Source organism: Oscillospiraceae bacterium (assembly GCA_015068645.1).
Taxonomy (GTDB): Bacteria; Bacillota; Clostridia; order UMGS1840; family UMGS1840; genus SIG452.
This window is the reverse complement of sequence record SVKD01000014.1, coordinates 1-25902: the sequence shown is the minus strand read 5'-3', so window position 1 is coordinate 25902 and position 25902 is coordinate 1. Positions and strand designations below refer to the sequence as shown.

At 43.2% G+C, this 25902-nt stretch carries 18 protein-coding genes; 13 read left to right on the top strand and 5 right to left on the bottom strand.

Annotated elements, in window-relative coordinates; translation table 11 throughout:
• The first annotated feature begins 41 nt into the window (after positions 1 to 41).
• Positions 42 to 1244 (top strand): elongation factor Tu, encoded by a 1203-nt coding sequence (gene tuf / locus E7413_07340; GenBank protein ID MBE7019671.1) that lies wholly within the window; start codon positions 42 to 44, stop codon positions 1242 to 1244.
• A 330-nt stretch (positions 1245 to 1574) separates the two neighbouring features.
• Here tuf and E7413_07335 read toward each other — a convergent pair whose 3' ends face one another.
• Entirely contained in the window at positions 1575 to 2063 is a 489-nt protein-coding gene (locus E7413_07335) for a hypothetical protein (GenBank protein MBE7019670.1), read from the bottom strand.
• Positions 2064 to 2403: 340 nt separating this feature from the next.
• Between E7413_07335 and E7413_07330 the strand changes: the two genes are divergently transcribed.
• Entirely contained in the window at positions 2404 to 2625 is a 222-nt protein-coding gene (locus tag E7413_07330) for a hypothetical protein (protein MBE7019669.1), read from the top strand.
• Positions 2626 to 2664: 39 nt separating this feature from the next.
• Here the strand turns inward: E7413_07330 and E7413_07325 are convergent, their stop codons facing one another.
• Entirely contained in the window at positions 2665 to 4071 is a 1407-nt protein-coding gene (locus E7413_07325; GenBank protein ID MBE7019668.1) for an MATE family efflux transporter, read from the bottom strand.
• Positions 4072 to 4350: 279 nt separating this feature from the next.
• On the opposite strand from E7413_07325, the gene typA reads away from it, so the two are divergent.
• From typA to E7413_07300, 5 genes are all read left to right on the top strand, one after another.
• On the top strand, positions 4351 to 6168 hold the full coding sequence (typA, locus tag E7413_07320) for a translational GTPase TypA (GenBank protein MBE7019667.1): 1818 nt from the start codon (positions 4351 to 4353) through the stop codon (positions 6166 to 6168).
• 13 nt (positions 6169 to 6181) lie between these two features.
• A complete protein-coding gene (locus E7413_07315) occupies positions 6182 to 7222 on the top strand; it encodes an N-acetyl-gamma-glutamyl-phosphate reductase (GenBank protein MBE7019666.1) in 1041 nt (346 codons plus the stop codon).
• Positions 7223 to 7240: 18 nt separating this feature from the next.
• Positions 7241 to 8119, top strand: coding sequence for an acetylglutamate kinase (argB, locus tag E7413_07310; protein ID MBE7019665.1), 879 nt, complete (start codon positions 7241 to 7243; stop codon positions 8117 to 8119).
• A gap of 294 nt (positions 8120 to 8413) precedes the next feature.
• Positions 8414 to 10948, top strand: coding sequence for an AMP-dependent synthetase (locus tag E7413_07305; GenBank protein MBE7019664.1), 2535 nt, complete (start codon positions 8414 to 8416; stop codon positions 10946 to 10948).
• A 25-nt stretch (positions 10949 to 10973) separates the two neighbouring features.
• Positions 10974 to 14096, top strand: a complete 3123-nt coding sequence (locus tag E7413_07300; protein ID MBE7019663.1) for a DUF4981 domain-containing protein — start codon at positions 10974 to 10976, stop codon at positions 14094 to 14096.
• 304 nt (positions 14097 to 14400) lie between these two features.
• Here the strand turns inward: E7413_07300 and E7413_07295 are convergent, their stop codons facing one another.
• Complete coding sequence (locus E7413_07295) at positions 14401 to 14988, bottom strand: copper amine oxidase N-terminal domain-containing protein (protein ID MBE7019662.1); 588 nt, start codon at positions 14986 to 14988, stop codon at positions 14401 to 14403.
• Positions 14989 to 15193: 205 nt separating this feature from the next.
• Positions 15194 to 15541 carry a 50S ribosomal protein L19 gene (locus tag E7413_07290; GenBank protein MBE7019661.1) on the bottom strand — a complete coding sequence of 116 codons (348 nt, stop codon included), beginning with the start codon at positions 15539 to 15541 and terminating at the stop codon, positions 15194 to 15196.
• A gap of 265 nt (positions 15542 to 15806) precedes the next feature.
• On the opposite strand from E7413_07290, the gene E7413_07285 reads away from it, so the two are divergent.
• The 4 genes from E7413_07285 (at position 15807) to E7413_07270 (ending at position 23411) form a co-directional block, all read left to right on the top strand.
• Positions 15807 to 16673 carry a dipicolinate synthase gene (locus E7413_07285; protein MBE7019660.1) on the top strand — a complete coding sequence of 289 codons (867 nt, stop codon included), beginning with the start codon at positions 15807 to 15809 and terminating at the stop codon, positions 16671 to 16673.
• A gap of 7 nt (positions 16674 to 16680) precedes the next feature.
• Complete coding sequence (locus E7413_07280) at positions 16681 to 17253, top strand: dipicolinate synthase subunit B (GenBank protein ID MBE7019659.1); 573 nt, start codon at positions 16681 to 16683, stop codon at positions 17251 to 17253.
• Between the two features lie 301 nt (positions 17254 to 17554).
• A complete protein-coding gene (locus E7413_07275; GenBank protein ID MBE7019658.1) occupies positions 17555 to 21217 on the top strand; it encodes a hypothetical protein in 3663 nt (1220 codons plus the stop codon).
• A gap of 22 nt (positions 21218 to 21239) precedes the next feature.
• Positions 21240 to 23411, top strand: a complete 2172-nt coding sequence (locus E7413_07270; protein ID MBE7019657.1) for an S-layer homology domain-containing protein — start codon at positions 21240 to 21242, stop codon at positions 23409 to 23411.
• A 110-nt stretch (positions 23412 to 23521) separates the two neighbouring features.
• On the opposite strand, the gene E7413_07265 is transcribed toward E7413_07270, so the two are convergent.
• Entirely contained in the window at positions 23522 to 24289 is a 768-nt protein-coding gene (locus E7413_07265; protein ID MBE7019656.1) for a MerR family transcriptional regulator, read from the bottom strand.
• A 143-nt stretch (positions 24290 to 24432) separates the two neighbouring features.
• On the opposite strand from E7413_07265, the gene E7413_07260 reads away from it, so the two are divergent.
• Positions 24433 to 24669 (top strand): hypothetical protein, encoded by a 237-nt coding sequence (locus E7413_07260; GenBank protein ID MBE7019655.1) that lies wholly within the window; start codon positions 24433 to 24435, stop codon positions 24667 to 24669.
• A gap of 56 nt (positions 24670 to 24725) precedes the next feature.
• Positions 24726 to 25902 (top strand): hypothetical protein (locus tag E7413_07255; GenBank protein MBE7019654.1); only part of this gene is annotated, 1177 nt, incomplete at its 3' end.

Sequence of the window (25902 nt, the reverse complement as noted above, 5' to 3'; positions counted from 1 at the left end):
AAAAATCTTGAAGCATAGCTTCACGAAGGAGGAAACTATCAATGGCAAAAGCTAAATTCGAAAGAAGCAAACCGCACGTTAACATTGGTACTATCGGCCACGTTGACCACGGTAAAACTTCCTTAACCGCAGCTATTACCAAAGTTCTGGCTATGAAAGGTCAGGCTCAGTACGAAGCTTACGACATGATCGACAAAGCTCCCGAAGAAAGAGAAAGAGGTATCACCATTTCTACCGCTCACGTAGAATATGAAACCGATACCAGACACTACGCTCACGTTGACTGCCCCGGCCATGCTGACTATGTTAAAAACATGATCACCGGTGCTGCTCAGATGGACGGCGCTATCTTAGTTGTATCTGCTGCTGACGGTCCGATGCCTCAGACCAGAGAACACATCCTGTTATCCCGTCAGGTAGGCGTTCCCTACATTGTTGTATTCATGAACAAAGCTGACCAGGTTGACGATCCCGAATTACTGGAATTAGTTGAAATGGAAATCAGAGAACTGTTAAATGAATATGAATTCCCCGGCGACGATATTCCGATCGTAAGCGGTTCTGCTTTAATGGCATTAGAATGTGCTGCTACCGATCCTTCTGCTCCTGAATATGCTCCCATCCTGGCTCTGATGGATCAGGTTGACGCTTACATTCCTACTCCGGAAAGAAAAGCTGACCTGCCTTTCTTAATGCCTGTTGAAGACGTATTCACCATTACCGGTCGTGGTACTGTTGCTACCGGTAGAGTAGAAAGAGGTCAGTTAAAATTAAACGACGAAGTTGAACTGGTTGGTTTAGCTGAAGAAGCTAGAAAAATCGTTGTTACCGGTATCGAAATGTTCAGAAAATTACTGGACTACGCTGAAGCTGGTGATAACGTTGGTTTACTGCTCCGTGGTGTTCAGAGAACTGAAATCGAAAGAGGTCAGGTATTAGCAAAACCCGGTACCATTAAACCCCACACCAAATTCAAAGCTCAGGTTTACGTTTTAACCAAAGAAGAAGGTGGTAGACATACTCCTTTCTTCAATGATTACAGACCCCAGTTCTATTTCAGAACTACCGACGTAACCGGTCAGATCAAATTACCCGCAGGCACCGAAATGTGCATGCCTGGTGATAACGTTGAAATGGAAGTTGAATTAATTAAACCTATCGCTATCGAAGAAGGTTTAAGATTCGCTATCCGTGAAGGTGGTAGAACCGTAGGTTCCGGCGCTGTTACTTCCGTTATCGAATAATAACCGTTTATAAAAAGAGAGTTGCCAAGAATTTGGCAACTCTTTTTTTATAAATGGCGCTGGATAAATCACCGAGACCGCAGAAGTATTCTTCTGCTATGAACCAACCTCGTCACTCGGCGTACCTATGTACGCCTTCGGATAACCCCTGCGGGCTCGGTTGATTCATTCTCGAAGATTTCTCTGCACCTCACGTTGCAGGGGATTTAAAGTCATAGAGAAAAATGTAGGGGACGATGCCCACATCGTCCCGTGTGAGATTTTCTGAAAATGTTGGAGAAATGCACAACAATAAAAAAACTGCAGTAAGTAGTGGCTTACTGCAGTTTTTCATTCTTCATAAAAACAATCCATTTCCCATTGTGTTACATTATTGTCAATATATTCCCATATTTTTTGGTAGTCATTTTCATCACGGATGATATGGTCGTGATAAGAACGTTGCCATATAGAACTACCGATTTGTTTTGTTACCATCGTTTTAAAGGATCGGATGATAGATTCTATACTAAGTGTAGGAGACGATGCCCACATCGTCCCGTTAAGAAATATAATCAAATGTATATGGTTGGGCATTATCACATATTTATCAACCGTTACATTTTCATATTTAACATTTATGCTGTTAATATATTTATCACATATTAAACCATAATTTGACAAATAGTTTTTCGGGACGATGTGGGCATCGTCCCCTACGATTTTTCCTAACAGTTGTTTTCTGCCTTTTACACAGATTGTAATGAAATATGCGCCTGGTGTAGAATAATCATATTCTCGGAGTCTATTCGGTTTTCGTTTTGGAAAATCATTTTTCATCTTCAATGTTTTCCAGTGCCACTCGTACAGCTTCTACCACAAAAGCTGTAAATGTGCAATTTTTTCCTTCAATCGCTTTTTCAACATTTGCAATAATATCGTTGGGAAATCGGATACATTTGTTGGTTGTTGGTGGAATTGACGGTATTTTAAAGTTTTTCATAATATCACCTCTGCAATACAATTATATATAAAAATATTTTAATTGTATGCATAGCAAATGTATTGCAATTTTAAAAAAGATATGATATAATGATGTTAACAGTATTGAAAAATTATACAACGGGATGGGCATCGTCCCCTACATTGTGTATTTTGATTTAGGAAGGAGGGGAAAATTATGATTATTGATGGACCCACCGGGATTGAACTGATTCCCGGAAATGGCGGAAAAGACTGTCCCGGAAACGGTGAAAACGGAAATGAAATCTGTTGCGATGAATGTAATTACCTGTGTTGTTGCCTGAATTATAGAGGTCCTCATAATTGTGATGATTGTGATCATATCAAATGTCCGAGAAATATTCTGAATACAGAAGATACCAGATTTCATATGCAGTAAAAAAATCCTATGTGCTTTATAACACATAGGATTTTTTTTCTACAACTTTATGGTTGTCCATTTACCTCTTTTAAAATGAGACCAGTTGATACCCAGCCTCATAAACTGGTCCAGCATTACCCCAATCCAGGCGCCGGGAAGTCCCAATCCCACAGGATAGCAGAGAAGATATGTGAGAAACGGTCGCACAATGGCAATGCTTAATAGAGAAGTCAACGCCACATACATGGCATCTCCTGCACCGCGAAGCGCTCCCGTGATAATTACCTGAGAGGTCTGAGCGTGGGTGGTAAATGCCATTATAATCATCAGTACCGCACCCTCTTGGATAATGGTTTGATCGGTGGTAAACAGTCCTACAATTTCGTGGCGAAATAGGATAAACAGCACAAAGAGTACTGTGGAAATAATGAGAGCAATCCTCTGGCAGATGCTTGCATAAATTCTTGACATATCCGGTCGTTTGGATCCTAAGCACTGACCTACCAGTGTTGCTGATGCTACACTGAAGCCGTCTCCAAAGCCAAAAGAAATGCTCATAATGCTCATACAAACCTGATGGGTTGCAAAGGGGATAGTTCCCAGTCCTGCAACAATTTTGGCATAGAGGAAAAATCCGATTCGCATGGCAACCTGTTCGGCACAGGCACTTAAGCCGACCTTGGTCACAGAACCCATGGTATGACGGTCAAATCTCCATTTTGCTTCGGAAAACAGCGACAAATAGCGTCTTTTGGGAAGAATAGAGGCAAGCGCCATTAAAAACGCAACAAAATTTCCAAGTGCAGTGGCAACTGCCGCCCCCATGACACCCCATTTCGGAAAACCGCAGGCACCATTGATGAGAAAATAGTTGAATATCACATTCACGATATTTGCTGTTAGATTTGTGGTCATCGAAATTTTGGTGTTACCCACTCCACGCTGTGCCGCATTGATGGCAAGGCCGATGGAGTTAAAGAAAATACCTACCATAATGATACGGAAGTAAGTGACCGAATCTCCGATAATATCATTGCCGGCTCCTGCAAATCGAAGCAAGGGTTCTGCAATTAGATTTCCAATAGCAAATAACAGAATTGCTAAGATGGTAGCAATCATCAAAGATTGCTTCATACATCGGTTAGCACCCTCTTGATTTTCTTCCCCTTTTCTGCGGGCGATAACGGCTGTGATGCCCACATTTAATGAGAAAATCAGAGCCAATAAGATAAACTTCGGCTGATTGGTAATCCCAACTGCTGAAATCGCCTGAGGGCTGATGGAGCCAACCATCATGGTGTCTACTGCGCCGGTTAAGCAAACCAATACCGATTCAGTCATAGATGGCCAGGCAAGGTTAAATGTTTTTTTGTATGCTTCTTTTGAAGAAGGAATTTCTCCCACACGGTCTTTTTCTTTGACCATATACTTTGTGGAAAAAAGCCGTTGTAGTGCTTGCAAAATCAGGTACCTTCTTTCTAGTTAAAAAAATAAAACATAAAATCAGTATATACCAATTTATTTGATTTGTCAATTTATCAAGAAAAAAATCTTTTTTTAAACGATGTTTTTTAAAAAGTAAAAAAACTATGAAAAAAATTCAAAAAATTCCAGTATTTTCTGCAAAAAATACTGGAATTTTCGGGAAGAGTATGCTATAATTGTATTTGTATAAGTTTATTATGGGGTAATTTGTATATTTGTTACCCCAAGACCGTTTGAATTTGAAAAAGAGGTGCTCTTATGATTCGAGAAGATTTAAGAAATATCGCCATTATTGCTCACGTTGACCACGGGAAAACCACCTTGGTTGACGAGATGTTAAAGCAGGGTGGCGTATACCGTGAAAACCAGGTTGTGGAAGAACGTGTTATGGATAATAATGCCCTGGAAAGAGAACGCGGTATCACTATTTTGGCAAAAAATACTGCTGTGCATTATAAGGACACCAAAATCAATATTATAGACACTCCCGGTCACGCGGACTTTTCCGGGGAAGTGGAACGAGTGTTAAAAATGGTAAACGGTGTTGTTCTGTTGGTTGACGCTGCAGAAGGCCCCATGCCGCAGACCCGTTTTGTATTGCAAAAAGCACTGGAATTAGGACATAGAATTATCGTAGTCATCAATAAAATTGACAAACCCGACGCTCGTTTGGACGAAGTAGGAGAAGAAGTTTTAGAACTTCTGTTGGAACTGGATGCTAACGATGAACAGTTGGACAGCCCCATTATTTACTGCTCAGGCCGTGCCGGAACTGCCTCCTATTCTCCCAACGTTGCAGGAAAAGACTTGTCTGTGTTGTTCGAAAAAATCGTTAGTTACATTCCCGCTCCCGAAGGGGATGAAAACGGTGATTTGCAGGTGCTGGTTTCTTCTATCGACTATAACGACTATGTAGGTCGTGTTGCCATCGGCAGAGTAGAACGTGGTGCCGTGAAACAGAATCAGGAGGTTATGGTTTGCGACTATCACAATCGTCGTGCTCCCCGAAAAGGAAAAGTGGTAAATCTCTACCAGTTTGACGGCTTAAACAGAAAACAGGTTACCGATGCCAAAGTGGGGGATATTATTTACTTCTCCGGTATCGAAGATATCACCATCGGTGAAACCATTGCCGCAGTATCCAATCCGGAACCGGTGGAATTCGTAAAAATCGGGGAACCCACCGTAGAAATGACTTTTTCGGTAAATGATAGTCCCTTTGCAGGGCAGGAGGGTAAATTTGTTACCACCCGTCAGATTCGTGACCGTCTGCAAAAAGAACTGTTAAAAGACGTTTCCTTAAGAGTAAGAGACGGGGAAACCACCGACTGCTTCTTAGTATCGGGACGCGGCGAAATGCATCTTTCCATTTTGATTGAAACGATGAGACGTGAAGGTTTTGAATTTGCCGTTTCCACTCCCAGAGTACTGTTAAAAGAAATTGACGGAAAAATTTATGAACCCACCGAAAAATTAGTGATTGATGTTCCGGAAGACTGTGTTGGTTCCGTGATGGAAAAAATGGGTCTTCGCAAAGCGGAATTGACCCATATGGCGCCCGTTGGCAACCGTATGAGAATTGAATTTATCATTCCTTCCCGTGGCTTATTCGGCTACAGAAGCGAATTTTTAACCGATACCAAGGGTGAGGGGATTTTAAACACCATCTTCCACGAGTATCAGGAACATAAAGGTGATATCACCAAACGTTTCACAGGTTCCTTAGTAGCTTTTGAAACAGGCACCGCTGTAACCTACGGTTTATACAACGCTCAGGAGAGAGGTACTCTCTTTATCGGAGCAGGTACCAAGGTGTATGAAGGGATGGTAGTTGGTTTCACTCCCAAGCAGGAAGATATCAACGTAAATGTTTGTAAGAAAAAACAGCTGACCAACACCCGCGCATCCGGTAGTGATGATGCCTTAAAGCTTACACCGCCTACCGTGTATAGCTTAGAAGCATCTTTGGAATTCTTGGCAGATGACGAACTTCTGGAAGTTACTCCCGAAAGTCTTCGTATCCGTAAACGAATTTTAAACAACCAATTAAGAGCGAAAGCCCGTAGCAAAGCATAGGAGGAATATAGTTATGATTAGAGCCGGTATTTTAGGCGTAACAGGATATGCAGGAATTGAATTATTAAGATTACTGTTAAATCATCCCGAAGTGGAAGTGACCACTTTGGTTTCCGGCAGTACTGCAGGGGAAAAGATTTCCACCATCTACCCCCATTTAAAAGGAATTTGTGATATCGTGTTGGAAGAACTCAATGTGGAAGAAATTGCAAAAAAATGTGATGTGGTGTTTACCTCTCTGCCGCACGGTGCTTCCGATATGGTCATCGGCAATTTATATAATGCAGGTCTTCGTGTGATCGATTTAAGCGGTGACTACCGTTACGATGACGTGAAAGTGTATGAAGAATGGTATAAAACCACTCATAAAAATCCCGAACTGTTAAAAGAATCGGTGTACGGTTTATGTGAACTGTACCGTGAAAAAATAAAAAAAGCTCGTTTAATCGGAAACCCCGGTTGCTACACTACCACCTCTATTTTAGGTGCAGCACCCCTTATCAGAGGCGGATTTGTTTCCCATGAAAATATTATTGTAGATGCGAAATCAGGGGTAACCGGTGCAGGCAGAGGAATCCATCTGGATTACCATTTCTGTGAGTGTACCGAAAATATGAAAGCCTATAAAATCGCAACCCACCGCCACACCTCTGAAATTGAGCAGGAATATTCCAAACTGGCAGGTCAGGACGTGATGATCAGTTTCACTCCTCACTTAGTACCCATGAAACGCGGGATCTATGCCACCATTTACATGAATATGACCGATGATTACACCGAAGAACAGCTTTTGGATGTTTACCGTAAGTTTTACGAAAACTGTCCCTTCGTTCGAATTTACGATGCAGGCAAAATTCCCGAATCTAATCACGTAGCAGGGTCTAACTATATTGATATTGGTCTGACCGTGGATAAACGTTTGCGCCGTGTGGTTGTGATTTCCACCACCGATAATTTAAACAAAGGCGCTGCAGGTCAGGCAGTGCAGAATATGAACCTGATGTTTGATTTACCCGAAACCACCGGGCTGGCAAGTCCCGGATTCTACTTATAAGAAGAGGTGCCAAAGAAAATGGATATGGAAAAACTGATTCATAAAGCGAAAATTCTGGTGGAAGCAATGCCCTACATCCAGAAATTCTATGATAAAACCGTTGTCATCAAATACGGCGGTAACGCCATGATTAACGGAGAATTAAAAAACTCCGTCATGGAAGATATCACGCTTTTAAAATACATCGGCATGCATCCGATTGTGGTGCACGGCGGTGGCCCCGATATTTCCAGCGCTTTAAAAACCTACGATGTGCAGAGCGAATTTGTAAACGGTCTTCGTGTCACCGATGAAACCACCATGCAGGTAGCACAGATGGTGTTAATCGGAAAAACCAATAAAGAAGTGGTTTCCCTCTTAAATGTGAACGGTGGTAACGCTGTTGGGATTTCCGGGATGGACTCCTGTTTGTTCACCTGTGAAAAACATACCACTATGGTGGATGGAGAAGAAGTGGACATCGGCTATGTGGGCGATATTGTGAAAGTAAACTCCAAACTGGTTCGTAACTTAGCGGAAAACGGTTACATTCCCGTTATCGCACCCATTGGCGTGGATGAAAACGGCCATAGCTACAACATCAATGCAGATACCGCTGCAGGTGTTTTGGCAGGTGCCTTAGAAGCAGAAAAACTGATTTTGTTAACCGATATTGAAGGATTAAAGATGGATGTGGATGCTCCGGAAGTAATTTCTGAAATTACCAAAGCGGACACCTTAAAACTGATTGATGACGGCATCATCACCGGCGGTATGATACCCAAAGTGCTAGGCTGTTTAGATGCTATTGACAGTGGCGTAAAATCCGTCCATATCTTAGACGGACGTATTCCGCACTGTTTATTGCTTGAGATATTCACAACAGATGGTATCGGTACCATGTTTAAAGCAGAGTAAAATTGGCGCTTTTTCCGCTTTTACTCCCTTGCGTACATCCAAAGTACGCGACGGTCATAAAAATCGAAAAAATCATCCAATTTTCCTTTACCTTTACCGTGAGGAAGCGGCAGTCACAGAAACAAAAAATCTTCGCAATTTTCCTTCTGCTTTACAGAGAAGTACGGCAGTCATAAAAATCGAAAAAATCATCCAATTTTCCGACTACTTATGGCGATTGAATCGGCCTATCAGCCACAAATTCAAAAACTACTTATTTTGATAAACCTCTTTCAAAGAAAGGATTGATATAATATGAAGCTTGCTTTTTCCACTTTAGGGTGTCCTGATTTCTCTTGGTCAGAAATCACCGCAATGGCAAAAGACTGCGGCTTTCACGGCATTGAAGTGAGAGGGATGGGAGAAGGCTTTAAAAACATTAAAGGAAATCCCTTATCCAAAGAAAATAGAGAAGAAACCATTAAAAAACTTCAGAAAATGCATTTGGAGATTCCTTGTCTGTCCACAGGCTGTGCGTTAAAATATCAGGACAAAGCGGAAGAAACCAAAAAAGAAATCAAAGAATATATTCACCTGGCAAATGCTTTGGGGACTCCCTATCTTCGCATCTTAGCAGACCGTAATGCAGAGGTGGACGGGGAAGTAGATGATGATGCTATTTTACCCATCTTAACCGAACTGGTTACCTATGCAGAAGATTATGATGTTACTTTATTGGTAGAAACCAACGGCGTATATGCAGACACCAAACGTCTGGCTAATTTGTTAAACAGCGTGGCAAGCGACAATGTTGGTGCCCTTTGGGATGTGCATCATCCTTACCGTTTTATGAACGAATCTCCCGAAGAAACCGTGCAGAATTTAGGTGCCTATATAAAATACATCCATGTGAAAGATTCTGTGATGGAAAATGGGAAGCTTTCTTATCGTATGATGGGAGAAGGGGACCTGCCCTTGGATGCAGCAATGTTTTCTCTTCGTTCCATTAACTACGAAGGCTTTGTTTCGTTAGAATGGTTAAAATCCTATGCCCCCGATTTAAACGATGCAGGGATTGTGTTCCCTCATTATGTAAACTTTATGGCAGCTTACGGTACTGACGGTGATACCCGCGGAAAACTGCAGGATAATATCAGAAAAACAGGGAAGTACGTGTGGCCAAAAGAACATCTGATTGATTTGACCTTCCCGCAGGTGTTGGACCGTATGGTAGAAGAATTCCCGGACCAGTATGCATTCCGTTACACCACATTGGATTATACCAGAACTTACAGCGAATTCCGTGACGATGTTGACGAGTTTGCGAGAGCTTTAATTGCGATGGGAGTGAAAGCCGGAGATCATGTGGCCATTTGGGCAACCAATGTTCCTCAGTGGTATATCACCTTCTGGGCAACTACCAAAATCGGTGCGGTTTTGGTTACCGTGAACACCGCTTATAAAATTCACGAAGCAGAATATCTGCTCCGCCAGTCCGATACTCACACGTTGGTTATGACCGAGGGGTATAAGGACTCTGACTATGTGGGAATTATTCAGGAGCTTTGCCCTGAACTTGCAACCCACGAAGCAGGGAAACCCTTGCACATTAAAAAATTACCTTTCTTGCGCAATGTTGTGGTGGTGGGTGAAAAGAAATATCCCGGTTGCTTAAGCTGGGAAGAAAGTGTTGCTTTAAAGGATAAGGTATCCATTGAAGAAGTATACCGCCGTCAAGCAGCGATTAACAAACACGATGTATGCAACATGCAATACACCTCCGGTACCACCGGCTTCCCCAAAGGCGTTATGTTGACTCACTATAATGTGGTAAACAACGGCAAAAACATCGGGGACTGTATGGATTTATCCACCGCAGACCGTATGATGATTCAGGTGCCCATGTTCCATTGTTTCGGTATGGTATTGGCAATGACCGCATCTATGACCCACGGGGTAACTATGTCTCCCATTCCTGCATTTTCTCCCAAACGTGGGTTAGACTGCATCAATAAAGAAAAAATCACCTGTTTTCACGGTGTGCCTACCATGTTTATTGCAATGTTGGGGCATGATGACTTCGAAAAAACTGATTTCTCTCAGATGAGAACCGGTATTATGGCAGGAAGTCCCTGTCCCATTAAGGTAATGGAAGACGTTATCGAAAAAATGAATATGAGTGAAATCTGTATCGTATACGGTCAGACTGAAGCGTCTCCCGGATGCACCATGTCTAAGATTACCGACTCTGTGGAAACCCGAGTGAACACTGTTGGTGCAGCGATGTATGGCATCGACTGTAAAATTGTGGATCCCGAAACCGGCGAAGAATTGCCCGACAATGTGGACGGTGAATTTGTGGCAAAAGGCTACAACATTATGAAAGGTTACTACAAAATGCCTCAAGCAACCGCCGCAGCCATTGACGAAAACGGATGGCTCCACACCGGCGACCTTGCACGCCGTGACGAAAATGGTTATTATAAAATCACAGGCCGTATCAAAGATATGATTATCCGTGGTGGCGAAAATATATATCCCAAGGAAATTGAAGACTTCATTTATACCCATCCTAAGGTATCTGATGTTCAGGTCATCGGTGTTCCTGACCGTCAGTACGGGGAAGAAATTATGGCGTGCGTCATCTTAAAAGAGGGCGAAACTATGACCGAGGATGAAATGAAAGAATATGTTTCCACCCATATGGCAAAACACAAAACTCCCAGATATGTTGATTTTGTGGAAGCTTTCCCCATGAATGCGGCAGGCAAAATCTTAAAATATAAGATGAGAGAAATGGCTGTGGAAAAATTGAACCTGCATAAGGATAACGCCATCGAAACTGCATAATAAAGCGAAAAAAGGAGAACACGCTATGTATCAGAAAATTCATACCAAGATGCCTTGGACAGACATGGATGTTACTCAGGTAAACCGTGAAGCTCCCCATTCTCAGTGGGGTGCTTATGCCACCAAAGAAGAAGCTTTTACCTGCGATATTTTAAAATCTTCCAATGTGAAGTCCTTAAACGGCAACTGGAAGTTCCGTTATTATGATGAAGTGCCCGAATATGGTGCCCACTTAGACAAAAACTTCACCTCCGAAATTGCAGTGCCCGGCAACTGGGAATATTTTGGTTTTGGCGAACCCGTTTACACCAACTTCACGTATCCCTGGAGATATTATGAAACTGAAGGTTGCGTGGTATATCCCACCGACGACGGAGAATTTACTGTGGTAAATGCTCCCGAAATTCCCAAGAAAAATCCTACCGGCATTTACGAAACCACCTTTACCGTGGACGAAGATTGGTGCAAAAAAGACACCTTCATTCAGTTTGACGGGGTGGAAACCTCTTATATTTTGTGGGTAAACGACAAGGAAGTGGGCTATGCAGAAGACAGCAAATTGCCCTCCACCTTTGATATTACTGCATTTGTAAAACCCGGTGAAAATACCCTGACCGTTCAGGTAATGAAGATTGCATCTTCTTCCTACTTAGAAGACCAGGACTACTGGTATTTAGCAGGGATTTACCGTCCCGTTTACTTAATTTCCAAACCCAGAAAACGAATTGTGGACGTGAAAGTGTTAACCGATTACGAACGAGGAATCGGAAGTATTCGTTCCAACATTTTATTAAATCGTGTGAACGGTTTTGCAAACTGTTCTGTGACCCTGGAAATTTTTGACGGGGATAAACTGATTTATCAAAAAACTCCCGAAATCGGTATCGAATCCAGACACGATGACCGCATTCCCGACTGTAATGCTTGTTTGATCAGAGAAACCGTTGGCGAAGTGGAACCCTGGACTCCCGAAACACCCAAGCTTTACACCGTGATTTGCACCTTATCGGATGAAAACGGCAATGTGTTGGATATGGAATCCTATCGCATCGGTTTCAAACGTGTTGAAATTATCAAAGGTGTGGTTCACTTAAACGGTCAGAGAATGATTGTAAAAGGGATGAACCGTCACGAACATCACGTTTACACAGGTCGTACCTTAAGCCGCGAAATCATTATCCGTGAAGTGGAAAATATGAAGCGGATGAATATTAACGCTGTTAGAACCTGTCATTATCCTGCTTGCCGTGAATTTTATGAATTATGTGATGAATACGGCTTGATGGTAATGCTGGAATGTAACGTGGAAACTCATGGCGTATATGGACAGCTTACCCGTAGTCCCGAATGGGCGGCTGAATTTGTCAACCGTGCTGCTCGTATGGCTACTTTCTATAAAAACCACGCTTCAATATATTGCTGGTCCTTAGGAAACGAAAGTGGTGTTGGTCCTGCTCACGCAGCAATGTATGGCTGGATCAAAGAATACGACCCCACAAGACTGTGTCAGTACGAAGGCGGCGAAATTTTAGACGTGAGCAAACGGATGAGTGATACCCGTCCCTTTATGTACGCTCAGCAGTTTATGATTCGGGATATGATTTCCGATGTGGATGATGACAGACCCATCATCTTAATTGAAATGCTCTATCAGATGCTAAATGCCGGCTCCGGCGTGCAGCGTTATGTGGATTGCATCCTAAAATATCCCCGTTTCCAGGGTGGTTTTGCCTGGGATTTAATCGACAAAGGCATTGCTACCAAAGATGAAAACGGCGTGGAATTTTACGGTTATGCAGGTGCTTTCAACGAGTCTATCAGAGAAAGAGAATGTGCACCTTTCTTCACCAACAACGGTGTGATGCTGGGTGATTACACTTGGAAACCCGGTGCATACGAATTAAAAATGGGATATATGCCCATTATCTTCAGAAAGCCCCATTATGACCATCGTGAAATTACCAAATTTGAAAACAGATACTTAGTGTCCAACACCAATATGGCATTGGATACCAGCCATTACGATGTGTTTGCCACTGTGTATGAAAACGGTTATCCCATCAAAACTGTTTCTGTGGATTTACCCTTGTTAAAACCGGGTGAAACCATTGATTGGACCTACGAAGTGGATTACGAATCCAAACCCAACTGCAAATATCACATTCTTTTCACTGTAAATGCCAAAGACGCAACCAAATCTTATGAGGCAGGTTACGAAATCGGCTATGCCCAGTTTGAATTGGAACACGGCAAAACCCAAAGAACCTTTGTTCCCGAAATTTCTTCCAACTACACTGTGAGTGAAGAAAATAATAACATCACTGTAACTGACGGAAGCTTTACTGTGGTATTCTCAAAAGACAATGGTACCATAAAAACCATGGTAAAAGACGGCACCACCTACCTGATGGAAGGTTGGGGACATCAGTTCTATCGTCCTGCCTGCGGTACCAACTGTCCGGGTATGCCCTGGGGCAGAAACGTGATTTGGGATGAAATGAAAACCCCCACCACCAATTGCTTGGGCGTTTCCTATTATCAGGGTTCCGACGGCAGAGTGGTGGTAACTGCAGAACATTGCACCACCGGTGCCACCGGCTACAACATTTATTCCAAATTGACTTATACCGTGTTAAAAGATAAAGTGCACGTAGATGTTTGCTACGATATGGATAAAGATATCGGCGACCTGCCCAGAATCGGGGAAGAATTGGTAATTCCCGCAGGATTTGAACATATCAAATTCTTTGGCTATGGCAGAAACGAAGCTTACTGTGACAGAATGCTCTCTCCCGTGAAAGCGGTTTACGAAAGCCAAGTGGAACAAGAACATTTCCCCTTCAATCCTCCCGTGGAAAACGGTGGGCACGAATCCACCGAATGGCTGGAAATTTCTGATGATAACGGCCATAAAATGCGATTTGAAGGCGACTTACCCTTCCACTTTGACATTCATCACAACACCGTAGAAGACTATTTAACCGCAGGTTACGAACATCGTCTGAAAAGAAGACCGGAAAGCTATCTGCACATCGACGCAAAACACGCCGGTATTGGTGGAGAAATGGTTTGGATTTCTTCTCTCTATCCGGAAAATCGTGTGAATGCGGATAAGTACTTGTTCGGCTTCTCCATCACTGTAGAGTAAGGGTTTGAAAAATGGCGTCTAATCAATGAACCTCACCGCTTGGCGTACACTCGGGTACGCCTTCGGCTTGTCAAGGCGTTGCCTTGATTCGGTTTCTTGATTATCCATCCGTTTTTCTGCACCCCATTATATGGAGTAGAGGCTTGAAAAATGAAGCACAATCTCCCAATTTCACCGCTCGCAGTATAGCATATACAGCTTCGGGTTCGGTTTGTGAATTCTACATCCATTTTTCCTCGCCTTAGATAGCAAAAAAAAGCAACGGATTTTAAAATCCGTTGCTTTTTTTGTACTGTAAATGATGTTATTTCCACAGAATTTCCGAATTGGAATCAATATCATATAACCACTGATATTCTGCGCTGAAATATTTTAAGGTTTGTTCGGTGATGGTGGTTTCTGCTTTTGGGGAGGTGGTGATGGTAACTGTTTTTGTAGCATCATCCCATGCCACAGTAGCTCCCAGGCATTCTGCAATAGCTCTTACCGGAGTTAAGGTTCTGTCTCCCACGATTTGAGGCGGAACATCTGTGTGATAGGTTTCCCAGTCTTCCATCGCATATCCTGATGCAACCGTTATATGAGTAATATTATTTTTAAATACCACCATTTTATCCGCATGAATCACTAAGGTAGACTGGTCTTCCGTGCTCCAGAGCACCTGATCGCCCATTTTTTCTGCAATGGCACGAATGGGAACCATTACTCTGCCCTCAATCAAAACAGGGGGCTGATCAAATAAAATTGCATCACCGTCTACTATAACACTGATGGTTTGTGTTTTATCGATTTGGGAAAGGTCGTTCTGCGAGGAAGCAGAAACTGTCGGCAAGACAGCGCATGAAAAGAGGATGTTAAACAGGAGTAACAAACTTAAAAATTTTTGTTTCATAACGGTACGTCCTTTCTGATAAAATAAACGGCGTCAGGATGTTCAAAAAAAGCACCTCTGCCATCAAATTCATTATAGCACACATGTTTTTATTTGTCTATAGATTTTTCATTTATTTTTGATAGAATTTTTCAAAGAAAAACAAAAAAGAACCAAATCAAAAAGATTTGGTTCTTTCTGTGACAATTTGTTTGGAAAGAGGGAATTAGTCGCCCAGTCTTTCTCTAACTTTTGCAGCTTTACCAACACGTTTTCTTAAGTAGAACAGTTTTGCTCTTCTTACTTTACCGTGTCTTACAACTACAACTTTGTCGATGATGGGGGAGTTAACCGGGAAGGTTCTTTCAACACCGATACCGGAAGATAATCTTCTAACGGTGAAGGTTTCCTGGATTCCGCCGCCTTTTTTCTTGATAACGGTGCCTTCGTACATCTGAATTCTTTCTTTCGCACCTTCTCTTACCTTAACATACACTTTCACGGTATCACCGATCTGGATGTTAGGCATGTCAGTTCTTAACTGATCCATAGTAATGGCTTTTAAAACGTCCATGTCGAATCTCCTTTCTTGATAAGCGTTCTTTACACGATAGGAAAACCCTTCTTACTTTTTCCACTTGGGAGCTGCTTTCCCGTGTAAGCGGACCGCTCCTTTTACACTACAGGAACATATTCTAACATATAAAAACAAAAAAGTCAAGTTTTTTTGAGAAAAATTTAACAATTTTTTCTGGGGTGTCAAACCGAACGTATTTGCATACCTTGTTAGTGGGGCAACCGCCTTATAACTTTGTGTTAAAACGGGAAAGGGATGGGATATGATGGGTAAAAAAATTTTGGTTATCGGTGGTGACTTACGGCAGATTTTTGCTGCAAAACATTGTAAGGAGCAGGGGTTTGACGTAAGGGTATATGGTTTTCATGAGGACTATCTTATGGGGTTATCCGAACCTGCTGATTTGTCGGAAATGCTATCCGATTCCGATTGTGTCATGTTACCACTTCCGGTTACACGGGACGGGAAATTGCTGAATACTCCCCTTTGGGAAGGAGAAATTTCTTTACACGAGCTGTTTTTCAAAATACCAAAACACACAACTGTTTTTTGCGGAATGGCACAAAAACTTCCGGATTGTTTTCAAAACCGGGTAACCGATTATGCCGATGACGAAGGTTTTTTATTACAAAATGCCTATCTTACCGCAGAGGCAGCCTTGGAACTGGCAATTGCAAAAACGCCTATTTCATTGCTGGGCGCATCTGTTTTAATTACCGGATACGGCAGAATCGGGTACTTTCTGGCAAAGATGATGTGTTCTTTGGGAGCCGTTACCTATGTGGCATCCCGAAGCCCTGCCCATCTTACGAAAATGAAGCTGGATGGATGCATTCCTGTGTCCTATGATGTGCTTTCCGATGAATTACCCAAAATGGATATCATATTTAACACCGTTCCCTTTATGGTTTTTTCAGAAGATTTGCTAAAGAAAATACCCAAAAACTGTCTGTTTGTGGATTTGGCATCTCTTCCGGGCGGTGTTGACCGGGAAGCTGCACAAAAGCTGGGAGTGGAGGTCACACATGCCTTATCTCTTCCCGGCAAGGTTGCCCCTGTTTCCTCAGGAAAAGTTGTGGCGGATACCGTAATTCGCCTGCTTTCCAATAAAATCGGCAATAAGGAATGAAATAACGATGAATTCAATTAAGGTTGGCTATTGTCTGACCGGTTCCTATTGTACCTTCCAAAAATCATTGGCAGTGCTTTCCGGGCTTTTGGAGGACGGTTTTGAGGTGTTCCCCATGATGAGTGAAAACGCTTACAAAACCGATACCCGCTTTGGAAAAGCATCTGAATTTATCGAAAAAATTGAGCAAACGACAGGAAAAAAAGTGCTGGCTACCATCAGCGAGGTGGAGCCTATCGGTCCGAAAAAGTACATTGACGTGATGGTGGTTTCTCCCTGCACGGGTAACACCTTATCCAAACTGGCAAACGGCATTACCGACACTGCTGCCACGATGGCGGTAAAAGCGTCTTTACGTAACGGTATTCCGGTGGTGCTTGCTCTTGCCACCAATGACGGACTGGGCCAGTCTGCCAAAAGTTTGGGTGTGATGCTTCCTGTGAAAAACGTGTATTTTGTGCCGTTATCCCAGGATGACCCCGTGAAGAAACCCACTTCTTTGGTATGCGATTTTACCAAAGTGAAGGATACCATCAAATTAGCATTGGAAGGAACACAAATCCAGCCGGTAATCAAATAGACTAAAAAAGACCGCTATTCTAACAGATAGCGGTCTTTTAGGTTATTCTGCTAAAATGGCAATCATTTGGGTGATGAATTTATCGGGTTCTTTGTGCTGTGGCGGACCTTCCGAGTATTGGATTCAGAATGTGCTTGTAAGGTTCAGATGGTTCGTAGCGGTACCCTCTCTTTTGATAAAAAAACAAAAAAATTACAAAAATTTCAAAAAACTATTGCATCGACCATTAAGGTACGATGTATAATCAGTATAGCATAATAATTCCAAAATTGCAAGAATTTTGTCAGAAAGAAGGGGTTTTATGAAAAAAATATTCAGTTTGCTTTTGTGCTTATGTATGCTTCTTAGCATATTACCGGCTGCCTTGGCAGCAAACGCAGCTCAAAGTTCTCAGGAAATGACTTTTAACTATGCGTATGATGTTCAGAGAAGTCCGGCGTATCAGACAAAACAAGGGGGCGAAATTAGTGTGTCCAGACCTCAGGCGCCCTTAAGAAACGGTGCTTCTGCCACCGGCGGCGTATTTCGTTACGACACATGTGCAGGAGAATGGACGCTGACCGATGTTGGCACCTATGGTGAAATCGGAAGTGTTTCACCGGCTCCGTCTTCCAATCTTGCTCCCGTGGTAAAATCAATTGCGAGTCAATATAACATATCGGATGTGAATACCGTTGTGATTCACAAGCTGACCGACCCCTACGGCAAGCACGTTGCATACGGCGTTCTCGTTTGTGTGGATGACAGTAAAGGTTGTGCACTTTTTGTGGCTGACCAGTATAATGAATTCGGTGCAGGTTACTTTTTTTCAAAATCAGAGTTTACAAGCAGCTCTCTTACCTTCACTGCGGAAAAAACAGTGCAGACCCGAGGAGGTTCTTCTACCACCACTACTACCACCACCACTACTACGCCTTATCTTTCCGGCGGATTCTTTCAAAAAACCTTATATCTTGAAAAATTCCCCACTGCAGGTGAAAAACCCTGTTCCTTAACCGAGAGTGACAGCGAAGGCGATATTACCATGCAGAAGTGGAGCGGTAATTTTGACGCCAATGGTTGCTTTATCGCAGGGGAGGACTACACCCTGACCGCAGAATATACCTTTAAGGAAAAGTACAGAAACAAGAATTACTTTGATACCACTCCAGGTGTATTGAAATTTGAATTCAGCGTTTTGCAGGACTACAATCACTATTACTGCGATATTACAGAGCTTTCTTTGTATGCGGTAAAAGGAAGCTACACCTTCCATTGTGATGATGATTTAGATTTTCAGATTGACCAGTGCGGAACCGGTATCGCAAAAGAACGGCTGAATGTGTTTGCACAGGCAAACACCGGAAGCACCGTCCTCGGACAGATTCAGTATAACGATACCGTTAAAGTTGTTCGTTCTTATGTGAACGGTTACAATCACCCCGTGATGCATATGATTGAATACAACGGCGGAATCGGTTATATCAGAGCCAGAGAAAATTTGAACGATCCGAGCAGTAAGTATTTAATGAAAATCAAGGTGGCAGGTGCCTACGGTGCCAATTCCTCCGCAAATTTAACTCCCGATTTCGGTTCAAAAGACAGAAGAGATATTGATGTTTTAATCAGAAGCTTTACCGCAGAATACGGCACCAAGCCGGAAGTGGTTCCTGCGGACCTTAGCTACTTGAAAGCAGAATCCATTGTGTATAGCACAGAGTATGTGACAGAAAAATTCAGCTTTGTAACTGCGGATATCACCTTTGTTCCCGTGGATACGGTTGCCGTTGATTACTATTTTGCAAACGACATGGAAGCAAAAAACGGTGAAATTTTAAGCGTTACCGAAGACCGTGCGGTAGTTCGTTATACTGCATTTACCGGCAATGGTGACAAGAATGACGCAAGACCCTCATCCGAGCTGATGAGAGCAACCGAAAAAATAGCGGCAGGTCCCATTAACCGCGGTTATGCAAAGGCAAAAGTGAATTCTATGGGCGGAAATGCCAAGATGTATGAGTATCCGCACATGGGTTCAAGTGCAATCGACCCCGGGGAAGAAGTGTATATCCACGATGAAGCCGTAAGCTATAAAGTTCCCGGCTTAGACGGACAGTGGTATGCGGTTTCCAATTCCGAAATCAGCCCTACCGTTCGCTATATGCCGGCGGCATTTATCGGTGAAATTGAATACTTAGATACTTATATGCCGGGTGCACCCGGACATTGGAAAAATATGCAGTACGCCTTTGCAGGTGGTAGCGGTACCTTGGAAGACCCCTTCTTAATTGAAACCGCAGACCAGTTAAATGCCGTTCGCTTCGGTATGACCATGCACTATAAATTGATTGCCGATATTGACCTTTCCAATTGGGGTAACTGGGTTCCCATCGGCGGAACTCCTGCCTACGGCTTTATGGGCGGCGGTTACAATAAGGCGGAAGTGGGCGCTTGCTCCTTCCTCGGTTCCTTCGACGGAAACGGACATGTGATCTCCGGTATGCAGATTGTGATTAACGAAGAAACTCCGTTTTTAACCGAAACGGGTAACTGGAGAGCATACGGATTATTTGCAAACTTAGCAACCAGTCCCGACACTAACAGAATTAAGAATCTTGGTGTTGTGGATTTCAATATTGATGTAACTTATCACAATATTAAAAAACAACTTGACCTTTATGCCGGTGCTATTTGCGGCGGTATGAATAACGGTATGGATATTTATAACTGTTATTCCAAAGGCGGAAACATCAAATTTAATATTAGCGGACCCGGTAGTGTGAATATCAATGCCGGCGGTATCTGTTCCTCCGGTGGCGGTGTGTTTGGCGGTCCGGGTAATCCCAAACATACCTATCTGCACATTGAAAAATGCTTCAACGATTCGGATATCACCGTAAATGTGAACGAAGCGAATTACTTCCTTTATGTGGCAGGTATTATGGGTTCCATCGACACCACCCACATTCACGAATGCTTTAACAGCGGGGATATTACTCTGCCCGTGAGAGAAGGAGACCTCGAAGGCTCCTGGCACGAATCGTTGGCAGCCGGTATTTGCTCCTACGCCGCTATCCCTGAAATTCCCGGTATTTATCACAAACCGCCGGAAGGTGCATCCTTCATTCAGAATTGTTATAACTCCGGTAATATTACGGGAAGAGCCGCAGCAGGTATTTTCATGTTCTCTGCATCGGATATTCATATTGAAAACTGTTATAATGTGGGAACAATCCACGGAAATCAGTATGACGCAAGCACCGGCTATCCCACCACGGCAGAAACCGTGTCTTCTCTTGCGGCAGTAAGTCAATACGGAACGGAATATATCAGAAACTGCTCCTCCAACGGTAACGCCGTTTCCGGCTCTATGTGGAAAAATTCTTCCGCTTTGGGAAGAAAAGTGCTTGCTGCAATTCCTGAAGACAATATGCCAAACGGACCTTACCATTTTGTGGCAGGCAATGTTGGTTCCTTTACGGACGTAAAAACAGATACCTGGTATGCCAATGCGGTGGAATGGGCTGTAAAGAAAAAAATCACCACAGGTACTTCTGCAACCACCTTTAGTCCCGATGCAACCTGTACCCGTGCACAGATTTTAACCTTCCTCTGGCGTGCGGCAGGAAGCCCCAAGGAGAATATTGCCAATCCCTTTAGTGATGTGTCTCAATCCGATTACTATTATGATGCGGCACTTTGGGCATACGGTATGGATATGGTGAAAGGACCTGTTTTTGCAGGAAACACTCCCTGTACCCGTTCGGAAACCGTTATTTATATGTGGAAGAACGCATTTTGCCCCGCATTCTCTTATGACGGAAAATTTGCAGACGTTTCCAAGGATTCCGAATGTGCGGCAGCAGTAGAATGGGCGTTATATATGGGTGTTACCTCCGGTACCTCCGACACCACATTCTCTCCCGATGCAACCTGCACCAGAGGTCAGATTGCAACCTTCTTATACCGAGCATTCACCAAATAATAAAAAACGGAGTGCATAAAATATGAAAAAACTAATTGGTCTTTTGTTATGTTTTTGTATGTTAATGGCGGCATTTCCCACAGCGACCTTTGCTGCCTTGGGAGAAGCTGCAGAAACCATTGAAACCTTTGGCATCACCATGAACGGTTTTCATAGCGGCGTAACCGAGGAAGATGTTACCTTCAGCGTTTCCGATGACCGTTTGGAAATTTCGGAGGTAAGCTGGGTTGGCACAAAAACCGCTCAGGATACCTTTTATGCGAAAAAGGAATATAACCTTTTTGTAACGGTGAAGGTGAAAAGCGGAGTGGATGCCAATTTTTCCGAGGATTTTGGTGTTGAAGATGTGCAAACCACCAATTTGGACAAGGTAAGCAGATTGAATTTGCAGTCTGTAATTCGTAAAAACGTAAAACTGCATTTCATCGTAAAAACCGATGCCACGGGAGAAATGATTACTGCGGCAGAGGAAGAAGCATTAAAGCATAAACATTGTTACTGCGGCGGTTATATCAATATCGGTGACCATACCTCACACACTGAGGTTACCTATTCGCCCATCAGTGCAGCGGATACGAAAATCACCTATACTCAGAATGTTGCGTATGTGTATTTGACCGAAGACATCGTTCTCGCAGATACCTTAAATATCGGCGGCAACAAAACATTGTATCTTTGCTTAAATGGTCACGCTCTGAAAAAAGGATCGGAAGCAGGTAGCGTTATCAATGTGAAAACCGGCGGTAAGCTGTATCTTTGTAACTGTACCCGTGATGCCGGCGGTCAAATCACCGGCGGTTGGGAAGAATATGGTGCAGGGATTCACAGCTACGGAACCGTTTATATGTACGGTGGCGTTATCACCAAAAACAAAGGCGGATACGGTGGCGGTGTGTATAACCATGCCAACTTCTATATGTACGGCGGCGACATTTATGACAACGAAGCACTCTATGGCGGCGGTGTTTGGAATGCCAACGATTCCAATTGGAATTTTGAGATGTATGAAGGCACTATCACCTTAAATACTGCGGTATGCGGTGGCGGTATCTGGAATAATGACAATGCCGTTCTCACCTTAAAAGGTGGGGTAATCCAGCAAAATATTGCTTCCACCGCCGGCGGTGGTATCTGGAACAACGGCGGCACTTTAGAGATTGACGGTGCGATGTTGTTAGAGAATATTTCCCGTAACGGTGGTGGCGTTTGGAATAACGGCGGCACATTTTTCTTAAAGAGCGGCAACATTTCCAAAAATATCGGAAGCTCCGACCCCTATGAACTGGATGGCTACGCCGGCGGTGTGTGGAATAACGGCGGTCTGTTTCATATGTCGGGCGGCGAAATCACCTTTAACCGTTCCTACGTTGGCGGTGGCGTTTGGGTCAACGACGGCAGTGAATTCGTGATGTCAAGCGGTGTTATCGCAGAAAACGAAGCGGTAGGCGGTGCCGGCATCTATATCCAGTATGAAGACAAAATGGTAGGACCCGGTACTGCCAGACTTTCCGGGAACGCCGGCATTGTTTCTAACTACGGTTCCGTGGGTGCCGGTGCTTATGTAAAAGGGATTCTCAATATGGAAGGCGCAGCCGAAATCATTTTAAATCAGGCAGAGGAATATGCCGATATTGCGGTGGAAGAAGGCGGTGTGGTAAACCAAAATGCCGCAATGCCCACCAAGTTTATTGATGTTGCGGCAGATGCGTATTACTTAGAACCCGTGAAATGGGCGGTGGAAAAGGGAATTACCACCGGTACCACCGACGTTACCTTCTCTCCCGATGAAAAATGTTTAAGAGGGCAGGTGGTAACCTTCCTTTACCGTATGCACGGAAGCCCCGAAACCGACGGCTTCTATTTTGCAGATACCAAGCCCTCCGATTATTTCTATGATGCAACCCGTTGGGCATGGGAACTAAAAATGGAACGGACAGCTGCCTTTTCTCCCAATCACTATTGCAGTCGTGCTGCAGCCATCCGCTATATGTGGATTGCGGCAGGTAGCCCTCAGGTGAACAGAAAGGGTCTTCCCTTTACCGATATTCCCGAGGATGCAAACTACCGAGATGCAGTTGCCTGGGCATTGGAAACCGGTATCACCACCGGTACAACTCCCGTCACTTTCTCTCCCGATGATAGTTGCACCAGAGCACAGATTGTAACCTTCTTATACAGAGCGTTCAAATCATAAGAACCCGACCCGATGACGCAATCAAAGATTGCGGTCGGGTACCCCGGAACCTTGTTGTATTCACAATAAGAAAACTCTCGTCTGATTTTCAGACGAGAGTTTCTTTTAGGTTAATCTTCTAATATAGCGATAATTTGGGTGATAAATTTGTTTGGGTCTTTATGCTGGGGTGGTCCTTCTAAATAAAGATTACGGAATACTCCTGACAGCTTCAGGTTGTTTTCTTCTGCGTAGACAATCAGACTCTGTCTGGCTTTTGGAATTTCCTCATAGGCACCGTGATGAAAGAAGGAAATTGCTTTTAAGGTAGGAAGATATTGAATGAATTCTCCCTTGCTTTCCGGCGGAACAGCAACACAGTAGGCAACCTCATCGGGAGACTTTAGGGTATGCTCTGTAAAATACATTCGTTTGGTGGTATCTGTTCCGTATTGTCGGAATGCCTCTAATGCTGTATCCCGAAGCAGGTTGGTTTTATCTGCTATGCTACCGGCGTGATAAGTACGTTGATAGATGGCTTGGGGTTCAATGGTAATTTCCTTGATGATGTTGCCGTGTGTATTGGTGCGTTCTTTGAGTTTTTCTATGGTGAGATTCAGTTCATCTCTCATTTTTTCCAGTCGGTTGATCATCGGATGCAAATCGGCAGATTCGTTAAAATATGTACGAATTTCATCGAGAGAAAGGCCCAGATTCTGAAATACACGAATGGTACGAATTTGGGTAAAGGTGTCAATGGTGTAGTATCTGTTGGCGGTGGCACCCTCTTTTTTGTCGGGCTTAATGAGCCCTTTGGTTTCATAATTTAAAATTGTTTTTCGGGTAATTCCTACGGCTTTTGCCACTTCTCCGATAGAAAATAAGTATTTTTGCTCCATAAAAATGTCCTCAAGCTTTCTAAAATCAAAAAAATTACAAAAATTTCAAAAAACTATTGCATCGACCATTAGGATACGATGTATAATCAGTATAGCATAATAATTCCAAAATTGCAAGAATTTTGTCAGAAAGAAGGGGTTTTATGAAAAAAATATTCAGTTTGCTTTTGTGCTTATGTATGCTTCTTTGCATACTGCCGACAGATGTATTTGCGACCAACATTACCATTTTTAATGTTACCGTAAAAGAACCTAAAACCGGAGAAGCACTTTCTTATGAAGCATCTGTTCCCGAAACTGCAAGTACCTATGTATCCAAGGTTGAATGGAACGGGGAACTTGATGAGTCCGGAAAGGTTACATATGGGAAAATAATTTAGCTCCTGTTACTTATCCGTTTGTAAAATAAATTTAAACAGGGAAAGAAGGAGAGAAAATGAAAAAATTTTTAAGCTCTATTATATGCCTATGTATGATATTTTCCCTTGTGTCTGTCAGCGTACAGGCTGAGGAGAATACGGCAGCTACAGATTCAGCGGTTATATATTCAATATATGTTACTATAAAAGAGCCTGCGGTCGGAGATACTCCTGCAACCACAGGAACAATGCGTGAAGGTGCAAGTACCTATATTACAGGTATAAGCTGGGACGGAGATTTTGATGAAAACGGATGTTTTAAAGCCGGTGGATCTTATACTGTAACAGTTGGAGTTGCAATTAACCCCGGATTGAACAAAACAATTGATAACTGGTATGCCGATGGAACCATCTTTATAAATGGGAAAGTGGGAACTTTTGCATATAAAGGCGATTCACTTATTGAGGGTACAATCACATTCAAGTATGAAAACCTCGGTATGCCCCATCAGAATCATTGCATTTGCGGCGGGGATATTCTTCTTGGTGAACACCAAAGTCATAAACCGCAGCAATTTCAGCCGTGGGATGGCACAAGTGCTATCCCTTATGTAGATAATGTTGCGTATGTATATCTTATCGGAGATGTTTCAAGAACAGAAACATTAAATGTTGCAGGAGATAAAACTCTCACTATTTGCCTTAATGGTAACAGCATCAAAAAAACGGGCAATGGCAGAGTGATAAATATCTCATCGGGCGGAAAGCTTCGTCTTTGTGACTGCTCTGCAATGCAAACGGGTATGATAACCGGAGGCTCACACGAACAGGGAGCGGGTATTCATAATGGCGGTACATTCGTTATGTATGGCGGAAAGATTATTGATAACGGAGGTGGTTACGGCGCCGGCTTGTGGAACAACTACAATTTTGCTATGTATGGCGGAACAATATGCCATAACAAAGCCAGCTACGGCGGTGGTATCTGGAACGCAAACAGCGGCGATGCTAAAATGATTATCTTCGGCGGAAGCATTAAGAAAAATGAGGCTGCCTATGGTGCAGGTGTGTGGAATAATGATAATGGTAATATAGAAATGCAAGGCGGAGAAATCAGAGAAAACATTGCATCGAAATGTGGCGGTGGTCTATGGAATCAGGGTAAAAACTTCTATATGACCGGTGGTAATATCATCAAAAACTTCGCACAACACGGTGCAGGTGTATGGACACAAAGCACATTTACAATGACGG

What these genes read in the sequence shown, in the direction of transcription:
- typA (MBE7019667.1), top strand. Translation starts at nt 4,351, where the DNA reads ATGATTCGAGAAGATTTAAGAAATATCGCCATTATTGCTCACGTTGAC.
- E7413_07295 (MBE7019662.1), bottom strand. Translation starts at nt 14,988, where the DNA reads ATGAAACAAAAATTTTTAAGTTTGTTACTCCTGTTTAACATCCTCTTT.
- E7413_07285 (MBE7019660.1), top strand. Translation starts at nt 15,807, where the DNA reads ATGATGGGTAAAAAAATTTTGGTTATCGGTGGTGACTTACGGCAGATT.
- E7413_07275 (MBE7019658.1), top strand. Translation starts at nt 17,555, where the DNA reads ATGAAAAAAATATTCAGTTTGCTTTTGTGCTTATGTATGCTTCTTAGC.
- argB (MBE7019665.1), top strand. Translation starts at nt 7,241, where the DNA reads ATGGATATGGAAAAACTGATTCATAAAGCGAAAATTCTGGTGGAAGCA.
- E7413_07300 (MBE7019663.1), top strand. Translation starts at nt 10,974, where the DNA reads ATGTATCAGAAAATTCATACCAAGATGCCTTGGACAGACATGGATGTT.
- tuf (MBE7019671.1), top strand. Translation starts at nt 42, where the DNA reads ATGGCAAAAGCTAAATTCGAAAGAAGCAAACCGCACGTTAACATTGGT.
- E7413_07270 (MBE7019657.1), top strand. Translation starts at nt 21,240, where the DNA reads ATGAAAAAACTAATTGGTCTTTTGTTATGTTTTTGTATGTTAATGGCG.
- E7413_07305 (MBE7019664.1), top strand. Translation starts at nt 8,414, where the DNA reads ATGAAGCTTGCTTTTTCCACTTTAGGGTGTCCTGATTTCTCTTGGTCA.
- E7413_07330 (MBE7019669.1), top strand. Translation starts at nt 2,404, where the DNA reads ATGATTATTGATGGACCCACCGGGATTGAACTGATTCCCGGAAATGGC.
- E7413_07280 (MBE7019659.1), top strand. Translation starts at nt 16,681, where the DNA reads ATGAATTCAATTAAGGTTGGCTATTGTCTGACCGGTTCCTATTGTACC.
- E7413_07260 (MBE7019655.1), top strand. Translation starts at nt 24,433, where the DNA reads ATGAAAAAAATATTCAGTTTGCTTTTGTGCTTATGTATGCTTCTTTGC.
- E7413_07315 (MBE7019666.1), top strand. Translation starts at nt 6,182, where the DNA reads ATGATTAGAGCCGGTATTTTAGGCGTAACAGGATATGCAGGAATTGAA.
- E7413_07265 (MBE7019656.1), bottom strand. Translation starts at nt 24,289, where the DNA reads ATGGAGCAAAAATACTTATTTTCTATCGGAGAAGTGGCAAAAGCCGTA.
- E7413_07335 (MBE7019670.1), bottom strand. Translation starts at nt 2,063, where the DNA reads ATGAAAAATGATTTTCCAAAACGAAAACCGAATAGACTCCGAGAATAT.
- E7413_07290 (MBE7019661.1), bottom strand. Translation starts at nt 15,541, where the DNA reads ATGGACGTTTTAAAAGCCATTACTATGGATCAGTTAAGAACTGACATG.